Below are 23,864 nucleotides of genomic sequence, written 5' to 3'. Positions count from 1 at the left end.
CGGCGCGGACTTCATTTCAGCCGCGACTTCCGGTATAAAGGCTCCCCCAAGCGGGCGTCGTATAATGGCATTACTCCAGCTTCCCAAGCTGATAACGAGGGTTCGATTCCCTTCGCCCGCTCCAGTCTCATATTCCGACATGCCCAGGCATGCGGTGAAAGCCCCTAGAAACCGGCCCTTGCGCCGGTTTTCTTGTTTCTGGGCACTCCATTTTCCTGGCTCAGCCCCTCACCCATGGCCATCTGTCCGAGCGCCAGAACCGCTCGCACTGCGACTGCTTGACTGCAACACCTGTCCACCACTCATTTGGCTGGATGGAGCGGACCATGTCCGCTTTCGCCCCGGCCTGCAGTTGCGCTACCCGCCTGCCTTTACGGGAGAACCGCCCCTGGCGCGATGCCCGGCGGCCTCTCAGCTCTTCAGCCGGTAACCGGTCTTGAAGATCCAGCCGACGGCGAGCACGCACAGCAGCAAAAAGCCGAAGATCATCCCCAGGCTCAGCGCCACATTGACGTCGGAGACGCCGTAGAAGCTCCAGCGGAAGGCGCTGATCAGGTACACCACAGGGTTGAACAGGGTCACCGTCTGCCACGCCGGCGGCAGCATGCTGATCGAGTAGAAACTGCCGCCGAGGAAGGTCAGCGGGGTGACGATCAGCGCCGGGACTATCTGCAATTTCTCCCAGCCGTCGGCCCAGACGCCGATGATGAAGCCGAACAGGCTGAAGGTCAGCGCGGTGAGCACCAGCAGGGCCAGCATCCAGAAGGGATGGAGGATCTGGTAGTCGACGAACAGCCGCGCCGTGACCAGGATCACCAGGCCCAGCACGACCGACTTGGTCGCCGCCGCACCGACGTAGCCGATGAGGATCTCCAGGTAGGACACCGGCGCCGAGAGCAGCTCGTAGATGCTCCCGGAATACTTGGGCATGTAGATGCCGAACGAGGCGTTGGAGATGCTCTCGGTAAGCAGCGCCAGCATGATCAGCCCGGGCACGATGAAGGCGCCGTAGCTGACGCCCTGCACCTGGGTCATGCTCGACCCGATGGCCGAGCCGAACACCACGAAGTACAGCGAGGTGCTGATCACCGGGGTGGCGATGCTCTGCAACAGGGTGCGCCAGGTGCGCGCCAGTTCGAACAGGTAGATGGCGCGGATCGCGTAGAAATTCATGCCCGTGCCTCCCGCACCAAATTGACGAATATTTCTTCCAGCGAGCTCTGGCTGGACTGCAGGTCCTTGAAGTCGATGCCGTGCTGGGCCAGGTCCTTGAGCAGTTCGGCGATGCCGGTGTGCTCGCGCTGGGCGTCGAAGGTGAACACCAGGGCGTGGCCCTCGTCCGCCAGTTCCAGGCGGTGTCCATTGAGTTCCGCCGGCAGGCTGGCCAGCGGCTGTTGCAGCTGCAGGGTCAGCTGCTTCTTGCCGAGCTTGTGCATCAGCGCCTGCTTGTCCTCGACCAGGATGATCCGGCCCTTGCTGATCACCCCGATGCGGTCGGCCATCTCCTCGGCCTCCTCGATGTAGTGGGTGGTGAGGATGATGGTCACCCCGCGCGCGCGCAGGCCACGGACCATGTTCCACATGTCGCGGCGCAGCTCGACGTCGACCCCGGCCGTGGGCTCGTCGAGAAACAGGATCTGCGGTTCGTGGGACAGCGCCTTGGCGATCATCACCCGGCGCTTCATGCCGCCGGACAGTTCCATGATCTTGGCGTCGCGCTTGTCCCACAGCGACAGGTCGCGCAGCAGGCGCTCCAGGTAGGCGGGATCGGCCTTCTTGCCGAACAGCCCGCGGCTGAACTTGACCGTGGCCCAGACCGTCTCGAACACGTCGCTGACCAGCTCCTGGGGCACCAGGCCGATCTGCGCCCGCGCCGCGCGGTAGTCCTTGATGATGTCGTGGCCGTCGACCAGCACCCTGCCGCTGCCCGGGTTGACGATGCCGCAGATGATGCTGATCAGGGTGGTCTTGCCGGCGCCGTTGGGGCCGAGCAGGGCGAATATCTCGCCCTTGCGGATATCCAGGTCGATGCTCTGCAGCGCCGGGTGGCCGGAGGCGTAGGTCTTGTTCAGTTGCTGGATCGAGATCACCGGTTGCACGGAATGGCCTTGCCTGGAGAAGAGAAAGGCAGAGTGTATGTAATCCAGGGTGGTGGCATGCAAGTGCCGCGTGGGGTTTTCACCTCGGGCGCTTGCGGTTGGGATGCGGCCGCGGTCAGGAGATGGGCATCTGCTCCGCAAGAAAATCGATCAGACTGCGCACCGAGGGCAGCAGGCCGCGCCTTGAGGGGAACACCGCATGCACCATACCGCCGCGTGGCGCCCAGTGCGGGATGATGTCGAGCAAACGCCCAGCCGCCAGATCGCGTTCCACCACCATGCACGGCAACTGCACCACGCCGACACCATATAGGGCCGCCCGGCGCAAGGCGGACATATCGTCACTGATCAGGCGCGGCCGGTGCCGCACCTCGGCGGTGGCGCCGGCGGGCCCTTCCAGGCACCAGCTGTGCTCGCGGGGCGGGCCCCAGTCCAGGCTCGGCAGGCCGCTCAGGTCGGCGGGCAGCAGGGGTAATGCGCGGCCTTGCATAAATTCCGGGCTGGCCACCAGCCGTTGCGGGCTGTCTGCCAGCACGCGCATCACCAGGTCACTGCTTTCCAGCGGTGGGAAACGCACCCGCAGGGCCAGGTCGAGTCCTTCGCCAAGCACATCGACGCGCCTATTGGTGGCCTCCAGCTGCACCTGGACCTTGGGGTACTCGAGCATAAAGCGACTGAGCAGATCGGCCACCCGGTACTGCAGCAAGGTGGTCGGACAACTCATGCGCACCAGGCCCTGGGGTTGCGAACGAGTGCGTTCGATCGCCTCCCGCGCGGCCTGCGCCTCGACCAGCATGGCCTGGCAATGGCGCTGGTATTCCTGGCCCAGTTCGGTCACCGAGAAATGCCGCGGCGAGCGCTGCAGCAGACGTACCCCGAGGCGTTCTTCGAGCAGGGCGATACGCCGGCTGAGCTTGGACTTGGGCATATTCAGCGCCCGGCCGGCGGCGGCGAAACCACCGTGCTCGACCACCTGGGCGAAGTAGTAGAGGTCGTTGAGATCGTCCATCAGCGTTCTCCAAATAGAACGCTGAGACTAAATCAGGCGGTCTAGCGATCCAAGCGCCGCACTTCTACAGTGTGTTCCATGCACTCAAGGAGGCACGCCATGAAGAAGATTCTCGGTCTCTATAGCAACAACCAACAACACTGGGTCGGCGACGGTTTTCCGGTGCGCTCGCTGTTCTCCTACGACAGCCTGGGCCAACACATCAGCCCCTTCCTGCTGCTCGACTATGCCGGCCCCCACGAGTTCTCCCCCACGCAGCAACGCCGCGGCGTCGGCCAGCACCCACACCGCGGTTTCGAGACGGTGACCATCGTCTATCAGGGTGAGCTGGAGCACCGTGACTCGACCGGCAGCGGTGGCCTGATCGGCCCCGGCGACGTGCAATGGATGACCGCGGCCTCGGGCATCCTGCACGAGGAATTCCACTCGGCGGCCTTTAGCGCAAAAGGCGGCACCCTGGAAATGGTGCAGCTCTGGGTCAACCTGCCGGCCCGCGACAAGTCGGCTGCGCCGGGCTACCAGACGCTGCTCAGCCAGGATATTCCGGTGCTGCCGTTGGCAGACGATGCCGGCCAGCTGCGTTTGATTGCCGGTGAGTTCGCCGGCCAGCGCGGGCCTGCCCAGACCTTCACGCCAATGGACGTGTGGGACGTCCGCCTGAATGCCCATAAGCCAGTGCGCTTGCCTGTTGTCGAAGGGCGCAGCACGGCGCTGATCGTGCTGCGCGGCAGGGTGCAGGTAAATAGCGGCCAGGCGGTTGGCGAGGCGCAAATGGTGCTGTTCGATCGCGCCGGCGACGAATTGCTGCTGGAGGCCGAAACCCAGGCCCTGGTGCTGTTGCTCAGCGGCGAACCGATCGACGAACCGATAGTCGGCTATGGCCCTTTCGTGATGAACAGCCAGGCCGAGATCGACCAGGCGCTCGCCGATCTGCGCAGCGGCGCGTTCGGCCAGCTCCCGGCGTAAATCGCCCGCACTTCAGTTTCCCCGCCGCGCGCCGCAGGGCAAACGGCCTTACCCAAGCAAGAGGACATTGCCATGAACACTCCCTACAAACGTCTCGACAAGGACCAGGCCGCAGTGTTGCTGGTCGACCACCAGACCGGGTTGCTGTCGCTGGTACGCGATATCGACCCGGACAAGTTCAAGAACAACGTGCTGGCCCTGGCCGACCTGGCCAGCTACTTCAAATTGCCGACCATCCTCACCACCAGCTTCGAGGACGGCCCCAACGGCCCGCTGGTGCCGGAACTCAAGCAACAATTCCCGGATGCGCCCTATATCGCCCGCCCCGGCCAGATCAATGCCTGGGACAACGAGGACTTCGTCGCCGCGGTGAAAGCCACCGGGCGCAAGCAGCTGATCATCGCCGGAGTAGTCACCGAGGTCTGCGTGGCCTTCCCTGCACTGTCGGCACTCGAAGCCGGCTTCGACGTCTTCGTGGTCACCGACGCCTCCGGTACCTTCAACGAGATCACCCGCGATTCGGCCTGGGCGCGCATGTCCGCATCCGGCGCCCAGCTGATGACCTGGTTCGGCCTCGCCTGCGAGCTGCACCGCGACTGGCGTAACGATGTCGAAGGCCTCGGCACCTTGTTCTCCAATCACATTCCCGACTACCGCAACCTGATCAATAGCTATACCAGCCTCACCGCCGGCAAATAAGCCGGCCGCAGGGCCTGCGCAGCACTGGGCGGGCTCTGCCGATTTTCAGCCCGTAGAATGGGCGCGGCGTAACCCATCGAATGATTGATGGGTATCGCTGCGCTCAACCTGCGCGGCCCGGCCCATCCTACGGGCTGCTGGTCGAACAGGGCTTGAGGCCAGCGTTTGGCCCTAGCATGATGGGCGGCATGAAGCCGACTTCCGAGCGCGACCCAACCGACACCGTGCTGGCGACCTTTCATCCCGCGGTCGCCGCCTGGTTTCGCCAGCGTTTCGGCGCGCCGACGCCGGCGCAGATCGAGGCCTGGCCGGCGATCGGCGCCGGCCGCTCGACCCTGGTCGCCGCGCCCACCGGCTCGGGCAAGACCCTAACCGCCTTCCTCGCCGCCATCGATGCGCTGGTGCGCGAAGGCCTGGCCGCCGGCGGCGAGTTGGAGGAGCGCTGCAGCGTGGTCTACGTCTCGCCGCTCAAGGCGCTGTCCAACGACATCCGCCTCAACCTCGAACAGCCGCTGGCCGGCATCCGCGCCGAGCTGCAGCGCCAGGGCCTGGCCGATGTCGACATCCGCACCGCGGTGCGCACCGGCGACACCAGCCCGGGGGAGCGCCTGGCGATGCGCAAGCGCCCGCCGCATATCCTGGTGACCACCCCGGAATCGCTCTACGTGCTGCTCGGCTCCGCCTCGGGGCGGGAAATGCTGGCCGGCTGCCGCAGCCTGATCGTCGACGAGATCCACGCCATCGCCGGCAGCAAGCGCGGCAGCCATCTGATGCTCAGCGTCGAACGCCTGGAAGCCCTGTGCCAACGCCCGCTGGTACGCATCGGCCTGTCCGCCACACAGAAGCCGCTGGACGCGGTGGCGCGCCTGCTGCTCGGCGCCGCGCCGGGCGACTGCGCGATCGTCGATATCGGCTACCAGCGCGCCCGCGACCTAGCCATCGAAGTCCCGCCGGTGCCACTCGAGGCGGTGATGAGCAACGAGGTCTGGGACAAGGTCTACGACCGCTTGGCCGAACTGGCCCGGCAGCACCGCACCACCCTGGTGTTCGTCAACACCCGGCGCCTGGCCGAGCGCGCCTGCCGCCACTTGGCCGAACGCCTGGGCAGCGCCGCGGTCGCCGCCCACCATGGCAGCCTGGCCAAGGAGCTGCGCCTGGATGCCGAGCAGCGCCTCAAGCGCGGCGAACTGCGGGTGCTGGTGGCCACCGCCTCGCTGGAGCTGGGCATCGACATCGGCGAGGTCGAGCTGGTCTGCCAGCTCGGTTCGCCGCGCAGCATCGCCGCCTTGCTGCAGCGGGTCGGCCGTTCCGGCCACAGCGTCGGCGGCACGCCCAAGGGCCGGCTGTTCCCGCAGTCGCGCGACGAGCTGATCGAATGCGCCGCCCTGCTCGATTGTGTGCGCCGCGGCGAACTGGATGCCCTGGTGATTCCACGGGCACCGCTGGACGTGCTGGCCCAGCAGATAGTCGCCGAGGTGGCCTGCCGCGAGTGGCGCGAGGACGACCTCTACCGCTTGCTGACCCGCGCCGCGCCCTACGTCGGCCTGCCGCGCGCGACTTTCGACGCCCTGCTGAAGATGCTCGCCGAGGGCTACAGCGGCCGTCGCGGGGTGCGCGCCGCCTACCTGCACCGCGATGCGGTCAACCAGCGCCTGCGCGGCCGCCGCGGCGCCCGGCTGACCGCCCTCACCAGCGGCGGCACCATTCCCGACAGCGGCGATTACAGCGTGCTGCTGGAACCCCAGGGCCTGCAGGTCGGCACCCTCAACGAGGACTTCGCCATCGAGAGCATGGCCGGCGATATCTTCCAGCTGGGCAACCAGTCCTACCGCATCCTGCGCATCGAGCCGGGCAAGGTGCGGGTCGAGGATGCCCGTGGCCAGTCGCCGACCATCCCTTTCTGGCTCGGCGAGGCGCCGGGGCGCAGCGACGAGCTGTCCGCCGCGGTGGCGCGCCTGCGCGAACAGATCGAGCGATTGCTGAGCGGTAGCAGCGAATTGATTGGCGATCAGGTCGGCGTCGAGCCCATCGCGGCCGAGCCCCCTCCCACAGGGGAGAGCGGTGCCGGCTCTTGTGGGAGGGGATTTATCCGCGAAAATTCTCCAGCCGCCACACCAAGCCCAATCGAGAATGCCACCACTTGGCTGGTGGCGACCATCGGCCTGAGTGAGCCGGCCGCGCAGCAGATCGTCGACTACCTGGCCCGCGCCCGCGCCGCCCTCGGTGGCCTGCCGACCCAGCGGCGGCTGGTGATAGAGCGCTTCTTCGACGAATCCGGCGGCATGCAGCTGATCATCCACTCGCCCTTCGGCAGCCGCCTCAACCGTGCCTGGGGCCTGGCCCTGCGCAAGCGCTTCTGCCGCAGCTTCAACTTCGAGCTGCAGGCCGCCGCCACCGAGGACGCGCTGATCCTTTCGCTGTCCACCAGCCACAGCTTCCCGCTGGACGAGGTGTGGCGCTACCTGCACTCGGGCAGCGCCGAACAGCTGCTGATCCAGGCCGTGCTGGATGCGCCGCTGTTCGCCGTGCGCTGGCGCTGGAACGCCGGCGTCGCCCTGGCCCTGCCGCGCTTCGCCGGCGGGCGCAAGGTCGCGCCGCAGCTGCAGCGCATGCGCAGCGAAGACCTGCTGGCCACGGTGTTCCCCGACCAGGTGGCCTGCCTGGAAAATATCGTCGGCGAGCGCGAGATCCCCGACCACCCGCTGGTGGCGCAGACCCTCGACGACTGCCTGCACCAGGCCATGGACTGCGAGGCCTGGCTGGCCCTGCTGCGGCGCATGGAGGCCGGCGAGATCGAACTGCTCGCCCGCGACCTGCCGGCGCCCTCGCCACTGGCCGCGGAAATCCTCAACGCCCGGCCCTATGCCTTCCTCGACGATGCGCCGCTGGAGGAACGGCGCACCCAGGCGGTGCAGAACCGCCGCTGGAGCGAGCCGCAGTCGAGCGACGACCTCGGCGCCCTGGATGCCGAAGCCATAGACGCGGTGCGCCAGCAGGCCTGGCCCGAGGTGCGCGATGCCGACGAGATGCACGAGGCGCTAATGAGCCTCGGCGCCATCAGCCAGGCCGAGGCGCAGGCCAACAGCGACTGGCCGGCCTGGCTGGCGCAGCTGGGCAAGGGCAAGCGCGCCACCTGCCTGCAGCTCGATGGCGCGCCGGCGCTGTGGCTGGCGGCCGAACGTCTGCGCCAATGGCAGGCGCTGCATGCCGATGCCCTATTCAAGCCGGCCATCCAGGCGCCACGGGGCTTCGATGAAGCCTGGACAGCCGAGACGGCCCTGGTCGAACTGGTCCGCGCCCGCCTGAGCGGCTTCGGCCCCCTGCCCTTGCCCCGAATCGCCGCCGACCTGCGCCAGGATGAAGCGGCGATCAACCTCGCCCTGCTCGCCCTGGAACGCGAAGGTTACGTGCTGCGCGGGCGCTTTTCGCCAGGCAGCCCGGAGGAAGAGTGGTGCGAACGCCACCTGCTAGCGCGCATCCACCGCTACACGGTGGGGCGCCTGCGCCGCGAGATCGAGCCGGTGCAGCGCGCCGACTTCATGCGTTTTTTGTTCGACTGGCAGCGCGTGGCACCGGCCAACCGGGTGCGCGGCGCCGAAGCCCTGGCCGGCATACTCGGTCAGCTGGAAGGTTTCCAGGCCGCGGCCGGCGCCTGGGAAAGCGAGATCCTGCCGAGCCGGGTCAGCGACTACGGGATCAACTGGCTCGACGACCTGTGCCGTTCCGGGCGCCTGGTCTGGTGCCGCCTGGCCGGACGCAGCCGCGCCGCCGGCGGCCCGCTGCGCAGCACGCCGATCGTCCTGCTGCCGCGCAAACACTTGGGCCTGTGGCGCGCCTGTTTGGGCCAGGCGCCAACCGCCGAACCCTCGCCGCGCGCCGAACGCCTGCGCCAGGTGCTGGCCAGCCAGGGCGCGCTGTTCTTCGACGAACTGCAGGAGCAGGCGCACCTGTTGCGCAGCGAGCTGGAGGATTGCCTCGGCGAGCTGGTCGCCCTCGGCCTGGCCAACGCCGACAGCTTCGCCGGCCTGCGCTCGCTGCTATTGCCGGCGGCCAAGCGCAGCCAGCAGCAACGCCGCGCCCACCGCGCCCTGGCCAATATGCAGGACGCCGGGCGCTGGGCCCTGCTGCGCGGCCGCGGCGAGGAAGCGGTCGAGAGCAAACCGAGCGCCGAGGCCCTGGAACATATCGCGCGCACCCTGCTGCGCCGCTACGGCGTGGTCTGCTGGCGCCTGCTCGAGCGCGAGGCCGACTGGCTGCCGTCCTGGCGCGAGCTGCTGCGGGTCTACCAGCGCCTGGAGGCACGCGGCGAGATCCGCGGCGGGCGCTTCGTCGCCGGCGTGGTGGGCGAACAGTTCGCCCTGCCGGAAGCCGTCGCCCTGCTGCGCGAGGTGCGCAAGCGCCCGGCCGACGGCAGCCTGATCGGCCTGTCCGCCTGCGACCCGCTGAACCTGCTGGGCACCCTGCTGCCCGGCAACAAGGTGCCGGCGCTGGCCGGCAACCGCCTGCTGTATTGCGACGGCGTACCGGTGGCGAGCCTGGTCGCCGGCAAGATCCAGCTGCTGCAACAGACCGACACCTTCACCGCCGGGCAATGGCAGGCCGCCCTGATCCGCCAGCCGGGCCTGCCCGCCTCCCTGAGCCAGCGCCCGCACCGCGCCGGGTCACGGTCCTGAGAGCCCGGGCTCGTTCTGGCAGGTGACGAACCGCCAGGCCGGGCGCTAAAAACGCCCCAAAAAAGGGATCCGGCAATCCATCCGCACACTTATGGTTCACCGCCCTGCGCCAGGGCGATGGCCATGAGGACGCCGATGGACGCCAACGGGATCACTCCGCCATCGCCGGCAAAGGCCCGCGCGGCCGCCATTTGGCCAATCCGTCAGTAACGCCTTACAGGCTTTGGCCTGATTTCGGCACGGAACCTGCAAAACCCCTCGCAACAGTTGCCAAACCTTCGGCAGCGCATCCCCTATGGTCACCGACGACCATTGGCCATTAGCGGCCGGGATGGGTGAAGCGGACAGCGCAGTCCGGGCACATCACCCCACACAACCCATGAATACCAGGCAAAGACGCCTGGAGCTGCCAGCCAGCTCCAGGCGTTTTTTTTTGTTGGCCGTGCCCCGGGCAACGGCTTCGACTGAGGAACGGCTATGAACTCTCTCGTCACTCCGATCAAGCGCGACACCTTGATCGTCATCGGCAACGGCATGGTCGGCCATCATTGCGTCGAGCAGCTGATCGAGCAGGGCGCACTCGATCAGTATGAAGTGCATGTGTTCGGTGAAGAGCGCCAGCGCGCCTACGATCGCGTGCACCTCTCCGAATATTTCGGCGGTCGCGATGCCGAGTCCCTGGCCCTGGGCGAGCCCGACCTCTATGTCCGCCACGGCGTGCAGCTGCACCTCGGCGTGCAGGTGCTGGAGATCGACCGCGAGAATAAGCAAGTGGTCACCAGCGCCGGCCGCCATGCTTACGATCGCCTGGTACTGGCCACCGGTTCCTATCCGTTCGTGCCGCCGATCCCCGGCGCCGAGGGCAATTCGCGCCTGGTCTACCGCACCCTCGACGACCTCGACGCGATCCGCGATGCCGCTGCCAATGCCAAACGCGGCGTGGTGGTCGGCGGCGGCCTGCTCGGTCTGGAAGCGGCCAATGCCCTGAAATCCCTGGGCCTGGAAGCCCATGTGGTCGAATTCGCCCCACGCTTGATGCCGGTGCAGCTCGACGCCGAAGGCGGCGCCGCACTCAAGGCGCGCATCGAAGCCCTGGGCGTCGGTGTGCACCTGTCGCGTGCCACCCAGGAGATCGTTGCGGGCGAGGAATACGCCTACCGGATGAATTTCAACGACGGCGAATTCCTCGAAACCGATCTGATCGTGTTCTCCGCCGGCATCCGCCCGCAGGACGCCATCGGCCGCAGCGCCGGGCTGGAGATCGCCGCCCGTGGCGGCGTGGTGGTCGACAACGATTGCCGCACCAATGACCCGGACATCTTCGCCATCGGCGAATGCGCGTCTTGGAATGGCAGCGTCTTTGGCCTGGTCGCGCCGGGCTACAGCATGGCGCGCAGCGTAGCCGCGCAGCTGGCCGGCGCCGCCTACGAACCCTTCACCGGCGCCGACATGTCGACCAAGCTCAAGCTGCTTGGCGTCGACGTCGGTTCGATCGGCGATGCTCACGCCGCCACCCCCGGCGCCAAGAGCTACCGCTTTATCGACGAGGCCAGCGCCAGCTACCGCCGTTTGGTCGTTTCCGCCGATGGCAAGAACGTACTCGGCGCGGTGCTGGTCGGCGACAACAGTTACTACGACACCCTGCTGCAGTACGCACAGAACGGCATCGCCCTGCCGAAAGATCCGTCCGGCCTGATCCTGCCGCAGTCCGAAGGCGCGCCGACTTTGGGCGCAGATGCGTTGCCGGACAGCGCGACCATCTGCTCCTGCCACAACGTCAGCAAGGGCGCGGTGTGCTGCAAGGTCGAGGCCGGCGTTACCGACCTCGGCGAACTCAAGGCGCAGACCAAGGCGGCCACCGGCTGCGGCGGCTGCAGCGCACTGCTCAAGCTGGTGTTCGACAACGAGCTGAGCGCCCGTGGCGTCGCCGTCGACAAGAGCCTGTGCGAGCACTTCGCCCACACCCGTCAGGAGTTGTATTCCATCGTACGGGTGGAAGGGGTTCTGAGCTTCGAGGAACTGCTGGCCAAGCACGGCCGTGGCCACACCGGTTGCGACATCTGCAAGCCGGCGGTCGGCTCTATTCTGGCTTCCTGCTGGAACCAGCCGATCACCGATCCGCTGCTGGTGCCGCTGCAGGACACCAACGACACCTTCATGGCCAACATGCAGAAGAACGGCACCTACTCGGTGGTGCCGCGTATCGCCGGCGGCGAGATCACCCCGGACAAGCTGATCGCCCTCGGCGCCGTGGCGAAGAAATACGACCTCTACACCAAGATCACCGGCGGCCAGCGCATCGACCTGTTCGGCGCCCAGTTGCACCAGCTGCCGGACATCTGGGGCGAGCTGATCGAAGCCGGCTTCGAAACCGGCCACGCCTACGGCAAGTCGCTGCGCACGGTGAAATCCTGCGTCGGCAGCACCTGGTGCCGTTACGGCGTGCAGGACAGCGTCGGCATGGCTCTGCGCCTGGAGGACCGCTACAAGGGCCTGCGTTCGCCGCACAAGATCAAGTTCGGCGTCTCCGGCTGCACCCGCGAATGCGCCGAGGCGCAGAGCAAGGACATCGGCGTGATCGCCACCGAGAACGGCTGGAACCTCTATGTCAGCGGCAACGGTGGCATGCGTCCGCGGCATGCCGAGCTGTTCGCCACCGATCTGGACGACGAAACCCTGATCCGCTACATCGACCGCTTCCTGATGTTCTACATCCGCACCGCCGACAAGCTGCAGCGCACCTCGGTCTGGCGCGAGAGCCTCGACGGCGGCCTGGATTACCTCAAGCAGGTGATCATCGACGACAGCCTGAATCTCGCCGCCGAGCTGGAAGCGCAGATGCAGCTGGTGATCGACCGCTACGAGTGCGAATGGGCCAACGCCCTGAAGGACCCGGAGAAGCTCAAGCGCTTCCGCACCTTCGTCAACGACGAGCGCGGCGACCCGGACATCCATTTCGTCAAAGAACGTGGCCAGCGCCGTCCGGTGCATGCCTCTGAACTCCACCTGATCCCCGTTACCGAGGAGGTGCTCTGATGAGCCAGTCGAATGTCGTACGAGCCGAATTCCGCCAAGCCGCGCCTAACCCCTGCGCCTGGCGCGCGCTGTGCAGCCGCAGCGACCTGGTCGCCAACTCCGGCGTGGTCGCCTGGCACCAGGGCGCCCAGGTCGCGCTGTTCCATCTGCCGCTCACCGTCGAAGGTGAAAAACTGTTTGCCATCGACAACCGCGACCCGAAATCGGGCGCCAACGTCATCGGCCGCGGCATCGTCGGCCAGCTCAAGGGCGACCTGGTGATCGCCTCGCCGCTGTACAAGCAGCACTTCCGCCTGGAAGACGGCAGCTGCCTGGAATACCCCGAGCAGAGCCTGCGCGTCTGGCCGGTACGGTTGAACGGCGATGCAGTGGAGATCGGCCTGTTTGATTGAACGCCCGGCTCAGCCGCCACGCGTCTGAGCCGCAGCGCGGTTTGCTCCAGGTCGAGCGGCCGGTACGATCCGTAGGGGCCAAAGGCAACCGCAGGGCGGCATTCCGTTCGGAGCGCAGCGACAGCCCTGTGCCGTGCCGATCAAGCCGCGGTGCACTGCCTGCGGCGAGTGCCCCTACAAACCGCATCCGCCGATCACTGTCGGCGCAAACCCGATAGGCAAAATCGATCTCGGCTCGCTATGCTTGGGGCCATGACGCCCTCCCCCCAGATCCGCCAACCCTGCCCGCCCGGCGCCTGCGACTGCGGGCGCGAGCAGCTGCTGGAAACAGCCGGCAGCGACCTGCGCATCCTGCGCCTGACCCGCCATGAGGAAAAACGCCTGCTCGAGCGCCTGGAAAACATCGAGAGCCTGGGCGACCTGGAAAAGCTGCAACAGCGCATGTACGAGCAACTCGGCATCCGCCTGGCCGTCGCCCCGGGCTTCAACGAAGTGCGCAGCATGCGCGGCATCGCCATCCAGATCGAGCAACTGCCGGGGCTCTGCCGCAAGACCCGCCAGGCGCTGCCCACCGCCATCCGCCGCGGCCTGGAGAAACACCCGGAAATCGCCTACCGACTGCTCGATGCCCATGACCTGTTCAGGGATGCTTGAGGGCTTGGGTGGCTGGACGCGGCCAGGAGCCACCCATGAACCTCAATTTTCCAGAATGAACAGCCCGACCTGCGGCGCCGGGCTGAGCCAGTAGCGGCCCAGTTGCCAGCCGGCTTCGGCGGCGAGCTGGCTGAAGGATTCGACGCTGTATTTGTGCGAGCTCTCGGTATGCAGGAGCTCGCCGCGCGTGAAGACGAAGCGCTGGCCGGCGGCCTGCACCTGTTGCTCGTGGCGGCTGACCAGGTACATCTCCATGCAGTTCTCTTGCGGGTTCCATTGCGCCAGGTGATCGAAGGCGTCCGGATCGAAGTCGCCGTGCAATTCGCGATTGATGCGCACCAGCAGATTTTTGTTGAAACGCGCGGTGATGCCCTCGGCGTCGTCGTAGGCGGCTTCCAGGGTGGCGATGTCCTTGAGCATGTCGACGCCGACGATAAAGCGCGCGTTCGGGCCGAGAAGAGTGCGGACCGAGCCGAGGAACTGCACCGACTCGGCAGGCGTGAAGTTGCCCAGGGTCGAGCCGGGGAAGAAGCCCGCCCGCGCCTGCGCCCCGGTTGCCAGGCACAGCTGCGACAGCTGGCTGAAGTCGGCGACCTGTGGGGCAATCTCCAGCTGTGGGTAATCGCGGCGCAACTGGGCAACGGCCCGGCGCAGGGCCGATTCACTGATATCGATGGGCAGGTAGGCGGCGAGCTGCGGCGCGGCGTCGAGCAACAGGCGGGTCTTTGCGCTGGCGCCGCTGCCGAATTCGATCAACGCGGCGCTAGCGGGAATCTGCGCGGCGAGTTGCGGCGCGATGCGTTTCAGCAGCTCGATCTCGGCGCGAGTCGGGTAGTACTCCGGCGTGCGGCAGATCGCGTTGAACAGCTCCGAACCGCTGGCGTCGTAGAAGTACTTCGGCGCCAGGCGCTTCTGCGGCGCGGACAGGCCGGCGATCACGTCGCGGGCGAACTCCCCGTCGGGCGTGTCGACCCGCCCGACAGTCTCGGTATGGACCGCCCCGGCATGCACCGCCCCGGCATCACGCGCCAGGCGCAAACCGGAGAACATCCAGCGCTGCGCCGGGTAGAAGAAGTTGCGGTAGCTCGGGCGCGAGTGCCCGGCCGGCGTGACGCTGGCGCCGCCGCGCAGGACCATCTGGCTGACCATGAACTTGCCGTTGTACTCGCCGATGGCGGTGGCCGCCGGACGAAACCCCGGATAGGCGCCATAGGCGCTCTGGGTCCATTGCCAGGCCACATCGTCGAGTTGTTCGAGCAGACCGCTGCCGGCGGCATGCTCCCATTCCGCCTCGCTCGGCAGGCGCGCGTCGGCCCAGGTGGCGTAGGCCGCCGCCTCGTAGTAACTGATATGGGTCACGGGCGCGTCCGGGTCGAGCGCCTGCAGACCGCGCAGGGTCATGGCCTGCCAGTGGCCATCCAGTCGCTGCCAGTACAGAGGCGCCTGCCATTGCTCGGCCTGGCTCAGCGCCCAGCCATCGGCCAGCCACAGCTCGGCGCGCCGGTAGCCGTCGGCTTCGATAAAGGCCAGCCATTCGCCGTTGCTTACCAGGCGGTCGCTGATTTCGAACGGCTGCAGGTAGCAGCTATGGCGCGGCCCTTCGTTGTCGAAGGCGAAGCCGTCGCCGGCATGTCCCACCTCGATCAAGCCGCCCGGCATGGGGAGAAAACGCCCACGCCGCCCCGCGCTCTCCGCCGGCCAGTATTGGGCATAGGCCGGCTTCAGCGGCGACAGGCTGAATAGGTGCAGCAGGTCCATCAGCAGCAGTTCCTGGTGCTGCTGCTCATGGGCCAGGCCCAGTTCCACCCGCGCCGTCAACTCGGCATTCGGTGGCGCCTCCTGCAGGAGCCGGCCCATGTGTTCGTCGACGTGCGCGCGATAGGCCCACACCCTGGCCAGCGGCGGTCGCGTCAGCAAACCGCGCTGCGGCCGCGGCTGGCGCGGGCCGAGGGCTTCGTAATAGGAATTGAACAGGTAGGCGAAGGCGGGATCGAACGCGCGGTAGTCCGCTGCGTGCGCGGCGAGCAGAAAGGTCTCGAAGAACCAGGTGGTGTGCGCCAAGTGCCACTTGGCCGGACTGGCATCGGGCATCGACTGGACGACCATGTCCTCCTCGCTGAGCGGCGCAACCAATGCCGCGCTATGGCGGCGAACGTGCAGGTAACGATCGAGAAGCGTGCTGTTCATCGGTCTGTTCTCTCGAGCCCATCGGGGGCGAGCCGGCCGTGAAGCTGCGCCGGGCGTCCTGGGACCTGATTGATGACTCGCCATGTACGGCCGGACGACGCACTACCCGTGACCCATGCGATTACTCAAGTGTGGACGACTGAGGCGCTGAGGCAAGGCGCACCGCCCTATCGGCGCCGCCCAGGGCTCATTGAACCAGCCGCGCGAGCCCTGACCCGGACGCTTCATAACCACGGCTGCTGCTCGCAAGAGTGGAGCGGCGCGCCCTGAATGGCTGAGACCCTTGACCGGGCAGGCGCCCGGCAGGTGCGGCTTGACCCGATCCTTGTATTGCATCACCCGCGCGGCCAGTTCGGGGGCTCATGGATGATCAATGGGGTATCGTGTCGGCTCCTCGAGCCTTTCCCGTCCAATACCCAACCCTCAGGGCAATCAATGCTGATTTCACTTGTATCGAACGGTCAGCCATTGACGCCTGACCGACTAGAGCTAACGGCCCCCTGGTGGAGCTTCACCAAAACAGTCCTGGCCGCGACCGCTCTATCACTGGTGCGTGACGGACTGGTCGGCCTGGACGAGCCGATTCTTGATGAACCTTTCACTTTGCGCCAGCTACTGCGGCATGAGGCGGGACTGGCGGATTATGGCGAGCTTGCGGAATATCACACCGCTGTTGCCAACAATGGGGCAGCTTGGTCGGCAGATGAAATGATGCAGCGCCTTGATGGCATCAAGCTTCGATACCAACCAGGAACCAGTTGGCGCTACTCGAATGTTGGCTACATGTTCGTAGCCAGACTTATTGAGCGTGTGACAGACCTGGCGCTTGAAGACGCAGTAAATCGACGTGCGCTGACACCATTGGGCATATCAAGCGTTTGCTTCGCAACAACGCGGGCAGATTTACAAGAGACATGCCTTGGAAGTGCGTCGAACTATGATCCAGCCTGGGTCTACCATGGTTTGCTGGTCGGCCCCATTGCGCAAGCGGCTCTTTTCCTGGATCGATTGCTCGCCGGACACCTTCTCCCAAAGACATTGCTACAGGAAATGCAAACTGTACGAACATTAGGCGGCCCGATTCTCGGACGCCCGTGGCTTACACCGGGATATGGCCTTGGCGTGATGCGGAGCTCGATTGAGGGCGGCTTGACCCTGTGCGGACACACCGGCAGCGGGCCTGGCAGTGTCGTCGCGGTTTACCGCTGCTCCGACGGTGAGGCATCAGCATGTTGCGCTGTTTTTCAGCAAGGCTCCGATGAAGGAGCCGTCGAAGCACACGTCGTTCGACAGTTGATGACCGCCTTGCGGCATGCTGGTTGACGGGGCCTGAGACCTTTTTAGCTCCGATCTCAGGACCCTACGAGTGACCGCTATGAGTCGGTTTTTGCCCCTCACGACCGGCAGAAACCGGCCAGAAGCAGACATTCAGCCACCATGACGTGGCGTGTTACTACCGCAAGCTGCGTTCATCCCAATAGCTGAAAGCTCCCAAAACGGACTCCTCATAAAGCTCAATATCACCGCGCTGAGCTTCTTCAGACGCCCTACCCACTCGCTCGGTGATCCGAGATAACCAGCCATCAAACGGTGTCCCAGAACGCGTACAAGCTTGATATCATTAAGCCATTGAAAGAGGACGATCTCGCTTTTCCTCAGGATCAGAGCCCGTGCGCGTGAGCAATTTAGAATAAAGATGCTTATGCCATGACCTATGCCAAGGATAGATATGATTGATGTAAGCGAACTCAGAAGGCTGTACCGGCAGTACGGTTTTGAAGAAGCTGATAGCTACGAGCCTGGCATCCATGTATTTACCTATAGATCAGGCCACTTCCATAACGCCGACATCATAAAAACAGGACCAAAAGGCGACGAAGAAAAGGTCTTCAACGAATTCAAAAAGACGGGCTACGCCTGCAAATTTCGCTCGTACACGACAACTCAATCCATCGAGAAAACTCTCTTTAGAGGCTTCTTCTCCGCTGAAAGCACGCGTAAGAAGCTGAAAAGAGAATACAGCCGCTATACCGATTCCATCGCCAAAACACACTCGGATAACGGCAAGTACGAATATATTAGATCGCATTATACGATCAATGATGCGGTGGGTACTCGTAGTGTCGTAAACGAAATTTATTCAAGGCTAAAGTCGACTAAACCTGCGCTTTTTCTGATTGAAGCCGCCGCTGGCTTCGGTAAGACATGCACCGCGCACGAACTGCTGAATGAAATAATCGAAAACTCCGACGATATGGTTCCGCTGTTCTCTGAACTGGCCAGGAACCGTCAGGCTAAGATTTTCCGTTACGTCTTCTTGGACGAAATTGATCGGAGCTTTCCCTTATTGCGCTCGAGTCTGGTTCGTTCTGAGATTCAGAACGGCAACGTTCCAGTTATTCTCGACGGTTTTGATGAGCTTTTACCGCAGAGTAAAACTGCCGAAGACAACGATGGGTATGAACATACCGAACCCATGCTCGACACCATCAGCGAGTTACTTACTAAGTCGGCGAAGGTGATCCTAACCACCCGTCGCACTGCGATTTTCGATGGTGATAACTTCCACTCATGGGTGGAAAAGCATGACGAAGACTTCGAGATTTATCGCATCCGTATTAGCGAGCCCACCATTGAGGACTGGATTCCGCCGGCACGACTAGATGCATTGAAACTCGTCAATTTCCCAATCGATAGGCTGAGCAATCCCGTACTGCTTTCCTATCTTCGTTGCATCTCTAACACCGAGTTTGATGCGGCAATCGCGAACCCCAACTCGATAGTGGATAAATACTTCTCTTCGATGCTTGAGCGGGAACGTCGCCGCCAAGACCTACGCGTACTACCTCAGGATCAGTACGCTATTCTTAAGACTATTGCTAACGACATGATGGAGAGGAACTATACCTCCGAGTCGAAAGAATATATTTCAGATGTTATTCTGAAAAATCACTATGAATTGCTCGATCAGAGTCGCAAACAGTACCAGCCAGAAGAGCGCCCCACGCTCGGGGAGCTTGTGACCAAATTGTCGGGACACGCAATGCTGGATCGGAGTAATGAGAACGGTCAGGGTATTGGCTTCGTAAATGAGTTTGTGCTTGGAAACTTCTGCGCCGAGATCATCATTGATGACACTTCTAATGAGTGGGCTGGATTCGAGCGGTTTATTGAGCCTTCGGTGATTGCGACGATTGCTAGAGCCGATGACACGAAACAGAACCTTTGGAACGCCCTGGAGTTCTCTCTGGAGTTCCTTCCGGTAACGGACAAGGTGCTTTACACGATCATGCTTACTGACAGATTAGATATTGATCTTTGTGACGGCTCGGTAGAAAACATAGAAATCAAGAGTGTTGATATTGGCAAATCCAATTCGATCAACAACTTTATTTTCATTGGTTGCTGTTTCTCGGACGTGACCTTAGTCGGCAAGAACATGGATAAAGTGTCCTTCATTAACTGCCGTTTTTTTAATTGCGGCTTCGAACATGATGAAGAAGGCGGTGTTATCCACGCGCTCGGCTGCGACTCAGACAACCCAAATCTCCTGTTAGCCCTCCAACAAAGGGCGGTAGACGATACAACGATAGTGCGGAAATTCCCGGATGCGGAGATCTTCGTTCTCGAAAAATTCTGGCCCAAAGGGAGACCCACTTTCCACAAACATCGCCCCATTAGAATCGTTTGCGCGAACTCCGCACAAATCGGCCAAGACGAAATCCTTGAGGCGATTGCTTCATTACGCCGGCAGCGGTTTATCCGTGATGGTGGAAAAAACAGCGTTCTAGAACTAAATCTCGAACATATTTCGGAAGTAAAAACAATGCTGGGACGCAGCTAATGTCCGTTTCTCCTGATAAATTGATTGCCAACAATCTCCAGCACTTAATCCAGTCCGAGCTTGATAAAATCGGATTGCTTTGCCGAGTATTTTCGAGAGCTAAAAGTGTTGAATCCATAGAGAAGAAAATCAACAAATCGGCTGGAAAATACACCCCTACGGGCAAGAAGATCCAAGACGCTTTCGGCGTGCGAGTAGCGTTGTATTTTCCTGACGATCAGGCCGTAGCTATGGATGTTTTGAAAAATTCGTTTAACTACGACGAGCACTCCTCCACCATCGATACTCCCAATGGTTCGGTCTTTACCGCGAACCGTTGTAATCTGATATTTAAGCTTCCTCCTGAGATTTCCGAGAATAGTACGCTCCTGGATTCTTATGACGTGCTGGACGATACGTTTGAAGTTCAAATTCGAACGGTTCTTTCTGAAGGATGGCACGAAGTCGAGCATGATTTGAGGTACAAGTGTCAAGACGACTGGTCAGGGTATTCAGATTTAGGGCGTGCGCTTAATGGCATCTTCGCAACTCTTGAGACCTCCGACTGGGGAATGATGAAGCTATTTGAAACCTTAGCCTATCGTCATTATAAAGCTGGCGAATGGAGTCAAATGGTTCGTACTAAGTTTCGATTGAGGTCTGAAAGTGACCTCAGCAAAGAGGTTGTAGATAAGTTAAAGCTCTATCCTGAAACAGGCAAAAAGATCTTTCGGATCAATCGGGAAAGCTTCTTGAGCCGAATAATTAAGAACAAGGTCGAGCTTCCAATCAATGCTGACAACATAATTTATATCGGCAATTATCTATATGCAGGTAACACTGCAATCCTCGATATAACACCACAGCGTATTTTGCGCATTCTTGAAGATTCTGGCTTAGAGCAGTTTGGGAGAACTAGAGCTGAAGCCTGATCCGCAAAATGGACGCGAGGCCATGCCCAAGTGTGACTCGCGATCCTGAGAATGCACCAGCCGCTTCGCGGATGATCACGTTGAGAAACGCCAGATCGTGACGCGTCTTTTTTGCCGTAGTGCAGCAACATGAGACTCGGTGAGCAGTTTCGAATATACCTCACACCACGCAGGCAACTGCTTGCAGCGGAGATGGCTGGCCTGTTATTTCATGATCTTTAGCGAACTTGTACCGGTAGCGCTGCTTTAAATGGCAGCTATTGGCCGTTTTCTGCCTGTCGTCACCGCCTGCTCCAGGCCGACTGCTGCCGGTTGTGATCGGCCAGCCAGGTAGCCTGAATAAGACACAGGTGGAAAACGCTCCGCGGTTTTTCCCACCCTACGTGAATTTGACGGCTGTGTAGGGTGGACAACGCCGAACGTTTACTTGTCCACCCGCTTCTGCGATTGGCCGATTTCTGCCTATCGTCACTGCCACTCTGCGTCGGCTCCAGTCACTCGCATTCGCGCAGTAGCAGTACGTAGTTGAAGCGATAGAACCATTAAGCCTTATCACCTCAGTGCCACAGCAACAGCCTTGGCAGCATCCTCAACGGCGCGCTCATCGTAGGGCGCAAACCCCATTACCAGCCCTGCCGCACGAGCCTTTACGCAATAGCTCGCCAGCGGCAATACATCGATGCCCGCTGCCTGCAAGCGCGCGAAGGCATCCTGCTCGCTCACCTCTAGCAGGTTGCAGGCAATATCCATCCCCGCACGGATTTCGGGCACCTCGATAAGTCCCTGCCAATGACGCTGGGCCGCTTCGGAGAACGCCTCGGCGCGTGCAGCGTAGAGTTTGCGCATACGCCGCACGTGGCGATCAAAATGTCCTTCATCGATAAAGTCGGCCAGCACTGCCTGCGACAGGCTGTTGGCGTGGCGCGACATCAGCGCAGCCGCACGGGTGAAGCTCTCCAGCAGATGCGCCGGCAATACTAGGTATGCCAGACGGATTGAGGGAAACAGCAACTTGCTGAAAGTGCCGGCCAAAATCACTGACTGCTCCGCTGCCGGCATAGAGCGCAGTGCCGGAATGGGTTTAGCGACAAAGCGGTACTCGCTGTCGTAATCGTCCTCGAAGATGTAACTGCCGTGCTGCGCCGCCCACTGCAATAGCGCGAGCCGGCGTGCCGGTGACAACTCGCCGCCCAATGGGGCCTGACGCGAGGGAGTGATGTAAGCCAACCTAGCGTTGGGGGCCAGGCGCACGCCTTCTTCCACCTGAATGCCGAAGGCGTCGACCGGTACATCCACCCGCTGCACGCCCGACACATCGATCAACTGACGCGCCCCCGGATAGCCGGGGTCTTCCATCCACACCTGGGACTCACCCGGCACCAGCAGACGCAGACATAGGTCGAGCCCCTGCTGCACGCTATTGAGCACCAGGATGCGTTCAGCAGGTACCTGTACACCCCGTGCGATAGCCAGGTAACCGGCGATGGCTTCGCGCAGAACCGGCAAGCCGCCGGGGTCGGAGTCGAGCAGGATTGACAGCCGTGAGGCACGCAACTGCTGGATATGCAGCTTGCGCCACAGGTCGACCGGAAAGGCCTGGGTGTCGCCACGGTGCGGAAAGAACGGGCGCAGCCCAAGCACCATCGGGCGCCGTGCAAATATTGGAGTAATCGCGTCCAGGCGTTCGATCCAGGGCGTTGCCGGCGGCGTGCGCGGCGTGTCCACCTGGGCCACCACCTTACGTCGTACATAACCGGCGTTGAGTGTGGCATCAGGCAGCACTGCGCACACGCGCGTGCCGCTGCCGGTCTGCGCGTCCAGATAACCCTCGGAAAGCAACTGCTGATAGGCCGCCTGAGCAGTCCCCCGCGCCAGCTTGTAGTGCTCGGCCAGCGCCCGCGTGCTGGGAAGCTTACTGCCCGCCGGTAGGCGCCCGCCGAGAATGGCGCTACGCAGCGCCTCGTACAGCCAGCGCTGCAGGCTTACGCCTGGTTCGGGCTGGCCCAATGGCAGGAGGACCACCTGTGGCGGCGATTTACGAGGGGGCATGATCGCTCCAAAGTGGACTAGTTAGTTCCAGCAAGAATGGATCAATACCCTGATCCAAGCCAAATGCAGAATCACTCCCGTCGTCAGCCAACAGCCTTTCTCTTCAGCACGGGAACCTACCAATATGAAACAGCAAATCCTGATCATCGGTGCCGGCTTTGCCGGCATGTGGAGTGCACTCAGCGCCGTGCGCCTGCTCGATCAACAGCAGCGCCTGGACGTCAACGTAACCCTGCTTGCGCCCCAGGCGGAACTGCGCGTGCGCCCACGCTTTTATGAAACCGATCTGGCCAGCACTGTCGCTCCGCTCGGCCCGCTGTTCGAGGCCGTGGGTGTGCTCTTCGTCCAGGGCAGCGCCACGCAGATTGATGCCGCGAGCAAGCGCGTCAGCTACCGCGACGCGTCGGGGGCCGAGGCCGAGCTGAACTATGACCGCCTGATCCTCGCTTCCGGCAGCCTGGTGGCACGTCCACCGCTGGAAGGTATCGAACGCTTTACCTTCGATGTCGACAGCCTGGAGTCGGCGCAGAAACTCGAAGCCCATCTGCAGAGCCTGGCCCAGCAGCCGGAGAGCGCGGCGCGCAACACCGTGGTGGTGGTCGGTGGCGGTTTTACCGGTATCGAAACCGCTACCGAAATGCCGGCACGTCTGCGCGCCATCCTTGGTGAGCAGACGGATATTCGTGTGATCGTGGTGGATATGGCCAAGCAAGTTGGCGCGGCCATGGGCGAGGCAATTGCCGGGATTGTCGCCGAGGCCAGCGCCAGCCTGGGCGTCACCTGGCGGCTCGGCAGCCCGGTGTCCAAGGTCGATGAACACGGCGTACAGCTTGGCAACGGTGAGCGCATCGCCGCCAGCACGGTGATCTTTGCCGTGGGCGTGAAAGCCTCGCCACTGACCCAGAAAATCAACGGCGAGCGCGACGCGCATGGCCGTCTGCACGTGGACCGCAACCTCAAGGTACTCGGCCAGGATGCCATCTACGCCAGCGGCGACACCGCCTATGCCGCCGTGGACGATCAAGGCAATCACGCCCTGATGACTTGCCAGCACGCCATAGCCCTGGGCCGCTCGGCCGGCAACAACGCCGCTGCGGATCTGCTCGGTGTCGCGCCGATTGCCTATAGCCAGCCCAAGTACGTCACCTGCCTGGACCTGGGCAGTTGGGGGGCGGTCTTCACTGAAGGTTGGGAGCGTAAAGTGGTGCTTACGGGTAAAGAAGGCAAAGAGCTGAAAACTCAGATCAATACTCAGTGGATCTATCCGCCAGTGGCTGATCGCGAAATAGCTCTGGCTGCGGCCGATCCACTAATTCCAGTGGTGGCCTGAAGGCACGCAACACTA

At 62.9% G+C, this 23,864-nt stretch carries 15 protein-coding genes and 1 tRNA gene; 11 read left to right on the top strand and 5 right to left on the bottom strand.

The genetic code is table 11. From position 1 onward, the window contains the following. The first annotated feature begins 50 nt into the window (after positions 1–50). Positions 51–124 (top strand) — tRNA-Gly (locus tag BM315_RS16625). A 287-nt stretch (positions 125–411) separates the two neighbouring features. Here BM315_RS16625 and BM315_RS16620 read toward each other — a convergent pair. From BM315_RS16620 to BM315_RS16610, 3 genes are all read right to left on the bottom strand, one after another. After that, positions 412–1,173 (bottom strand): ABC transporter permease, encoded by a 762-nt coding sequence (locus tag BM315_RS16620; RefSeq protein ID WP_090502988.1) that lies wholly within the window; start codon positions 1,171–1,173, stop codon positions 412–414. Next, positions 1,170–2,099, bottom strand: coding sequence for an ABC transporter ATP-binding protein (locus BM315_RS16615; RefSeq protein WP_090502986.1), 930 nt, complete (start codon positions 2,097–2,099; stop codon positions 1,170–1,172). The genes BM315_RS16620 and BM315_RS16615 overlap by 4 nt, the downstream gene beginning before the upstream one ends. Positions 2,100–2,214: 115 nt before the next feature. After that, positions 2,215–3,108: a LysR family transcriptional regulator gene (locus BM315_RS16610; RefSeq protein WP_090502985.1), complete on the bottom strand. Its 894-nt coding sequence runs from the start codon at positions 3,106–3,108 to the stop codon at positions 2,215–2,217. A 99-nt stretch (positions 3,109–3,207) separates the two neighbouring features. On the opposite strand from BM315_RS16610, the gene BM315_RS16605 reads away from it, so the two are divergent. The 6 genes from BM315_RS16605 to BM315_RS16580 all read left to right on the top strand — a co-directional run bounded on the left by BM315_RS16605 (position 3,208) and on the right by BM315_RS16580 (position 13,528). Then, positions 3,208–4,074 (top strand): pirin family protein, encoded by an 867-nt coding sequence (locus BM315_RS16605; protein WP_090502983.1) that lies wholly within the window; start codon positions 3,208–3,210, stop codon positions 4,072–4,074. 72 nt (positions 4,075–4,146) lie between these two features. After that, entirely contained in the window at positions 4,147–4,773 is a 627-nt protein-coding gene (ycaC, locus tag BM315_RS16600; protein WP_090502981.1) for an isochorismate family cysteine hydrolase YcaC, read from the top strand. Positions 4,774–4,961: 188 nt separating this feature from the next. Next, positions 4,962–9,446 (top strand): Lhr family helicase, encoded by a 4,485-nt coding sequence (locus BM315_RS16595; RefSeq protein ID WP_425287793.1) that lies wholly within the window; start codon positions 4,962–4,964, stop codon positions 9,444–9,446. A 477-nt stretch (positions 9,447–9,923) separates the two neighbouring features. Continuing rightward, a complete protein-coding gene (nirB, locus tag BM315_RS16590; RefSeq protein WP_090502977.1) occupies positions 9,924–12,482 on the top strand; it encodes a nitrite reductase large subunit NirB in 2,559 nt (852 codons plus the stop codon). Beyond that, the gene (gene nirD / locus BM315_RS16585) at positions 12,482–12,874 is read left to right on the top strand and encodes a nitrite reductase small subunit NirD (RefSeq protein ID WP_090502975.1); all 393 of its coding nucleotides are present in this window, start codon (positions 12,482–12,484) and stop codon (positions 12,872–12,874) included. Before nirB ends, nirD begins: the two co-directional genes overlap by 1 nt. 252 nt (positions 12,875–13,126) lie before the next feature. Then, the gene (locus BM315_RS16580) at positions 13,127–13,528 is read left to right on the top strand and encodes a hypothetical protein (RefSeq protein ID WP_090502973.1); all 402 of its coding nucleotides are present in this window, start codon (positions 13,127–13,129) and stop codon (positions 13,526–13,528) included. 42 nt (positions 13,529–13,570) lie between these two features. Here the strand turns inward: BM315_RS16580 and egtB are convergent, their stop codons facing one another. Continuing rightward, entirely contained in the window at positions 13,571–15,715 is a 2,145-nt protein-coding gene (gene egtB, locus BM315_RS16575) for an ergothioneine biosynthesis protein EgtB (RefSeq protein WP_090502971.1), read from the bottom strand. Between the two features lie 435 nt (positions 15,716–16,150). Between egtB and BM315_RS16570 the strand changes: the two genes are divergently transcribed. From BM315_RS16570 to BM315_RS16560, 3 genes are all read left to right on the top strand, one after another. Beyond that, a complete protein-coding gene (locus BM315_RS16570; RefSeq protein WP_090503005.1) occupies positions 16,151–17,038 on the top strand; it encodes a serine hydrolase domain-containing protein in 888 nt (295 codons plus the stop codon). Between the two features lie 406 nt (positions 17,039–17,444). Then, the gene (locus BM315_RS16565) at positions 17,445–19,559 is read left to right on the top strand and encodes an NACHT domain-containing protein (protein ID WP_090502969.1); all 2,115 of its coding nucleotides are present in this window, start codon (positions 17,445–17,447) and stop codon (positions 19,557–19,559) included. Continuing rightward, positions 19,559–20,470: a RelA/SpoT domain-containing protein gene (locus BM315_RS16560; protein WP_090502967.1), complete on the top strand. Its 912-nt coding sequence runs from the start codon at positions 19,559–19,561 to the stop codon at positions 20,468–20,470. Before BM315_RS16565 ends, BM315_RS16560 begins: the two co-directional genes overlap by 1 nt. Before the next feature lie 552 nt (positions 20,471–21,022). Here BM315_RS16560 and pdxR read toward each other — a convergent pair. Next, positions 21,023–22,519 carry a MocR-like pyridoxine biosynthesis transcription factor PdxR gene (gene pdxR / locus BM315_RS16555; RefSeq protein WP_090502965.1) on the bottom strand — a complete coding sequence of 499 codons (1,497 nt, stop codon included), beginning with the start codon at positions 22,517–22,519 and terminating at the stop codon, positions 21,023–21,025. Positions 22,520–22,643: 124 nt separating this feature from the next. On the opposite strand from pdxR, the gene BM315_RS16550 reads away from it, so the two are divergent. Continuing rightward, on the top strand, positions 22,644–23,849 hold the full coding sequence (locus BM315_RS16550) for an NAD(P)/FAD-dependent oxidoreductase (protein ID WP_090502963.1): 1,206 nt from the start codon (positions 22,644–22,646) through the stop codon (positions 23,847–23,849). Positions 23,850–23,864: the final 15 nt, after the last annotated feature.

Source organism: Pseudomonas borbori (assembly GCF_900115555.1).
Classification (GTDB): Bacteria; Pseudomonadota; Gammaproteobacteria; order Pseudomonadales; family Pseudomonadaceae; genus Aquipseudomonas; species Aquipseudomonas borbori.
Note: the sequence above shows the minus strand (reverse complement) of the source record. Positions and strands in the feature narration are given on the sequence as shown.

Coding starts and splice junctions, on each gene's coding strand:
- BM315_RS16570 (WP_090503005.1), top strand. CDS start 16,151: ATGCTGATTTCACTTGTATCGAACGGTCAGCCATTGACGCCTGACCGA.
- BM315_RS16560 (WP_090502967.1), top strand. CDS start 19,559: ATGTCCGTTTCTCCTGATAAATTGATTGCCAACAATCTCCAGCACTTA.
- nirB (WP_090502977.1), top strand. CDS start 9,924: ATGAACTCTCTCGTCACTCCGATCAAGCGCGACACCTTGATCGTCATC.
- BM315_RS16580 (WP_090502973.1), top strand. CDS start 13,127: ATGACGCCCTCCCCCCAGATCCGCCAACCCTGCCCGCCCGGCGCCTGC.
- BM315_RS16550 (WP_090502963.1), top strand. CDS start 22,644: ATGAAACAGCAAATCCTGATCATCGGTGCCGGCTTTGCCGGCATGTGG.
- egtB (WP_090502971.1), bottom strand. CDS start 15,715: ATGAACAGCACGCTTCTCGATCGTTACCTGCACGTTCGCCGCCATAGC.
- BM315_RS16565 (WP_090502969.1), top strand. CDS start 17,445: ATGATTGATGTAAGCGAACTCAGAAGGCTGTACCGGCAGTACGGTTTT.
- BM315_RS16605 (WP_090502983.1), top strand. CDS start 3,208: ATGAAGAAGATTCTCGGTCTCTATAGCAACAACCAACAACACTGGGTC.
- BM315_RS16620 (WP_090502988.1), bottom strand. CDS start 1,173: ATGAATTTCTACGCGATCCGCGCCATCTACCTGTTCGAACTGGCGCGC.
- pdxR (WP_090502965.1), bottom strand. CDS start 22,519: ATGCCCCCTCGTAAATCGCCGCCACAGGTGGTCCTCCTGCCATTGGGC.
- BM315_RS16595 (WP_425287793.1), top strand. CDS start 4,962: ATGAAGCCGACTTCCGAGCGCGACCCAACCGACACCGTGCTGGCGACC.
- nirD (WP_090502975.1), top strand. CDS start 12,482: ATGAGCCAGTCGAATGTCGTACGAGCCGAATTCCGCCAAGCCGCGCCT.
- ycaC (WP_090502981.1), top strand. CDS start 4,147: ATGAACACTCCCTACAAACGTCTCGACAAGGACCAGGCCGCAGTGTTG.
- BM315_RS16610 (WP_090502985.1), bottom strand. CDS start 3,108: ATGGACGATCTCAACGACCTCTACTACTTCGCCCAGGTGGTCGAGCAC.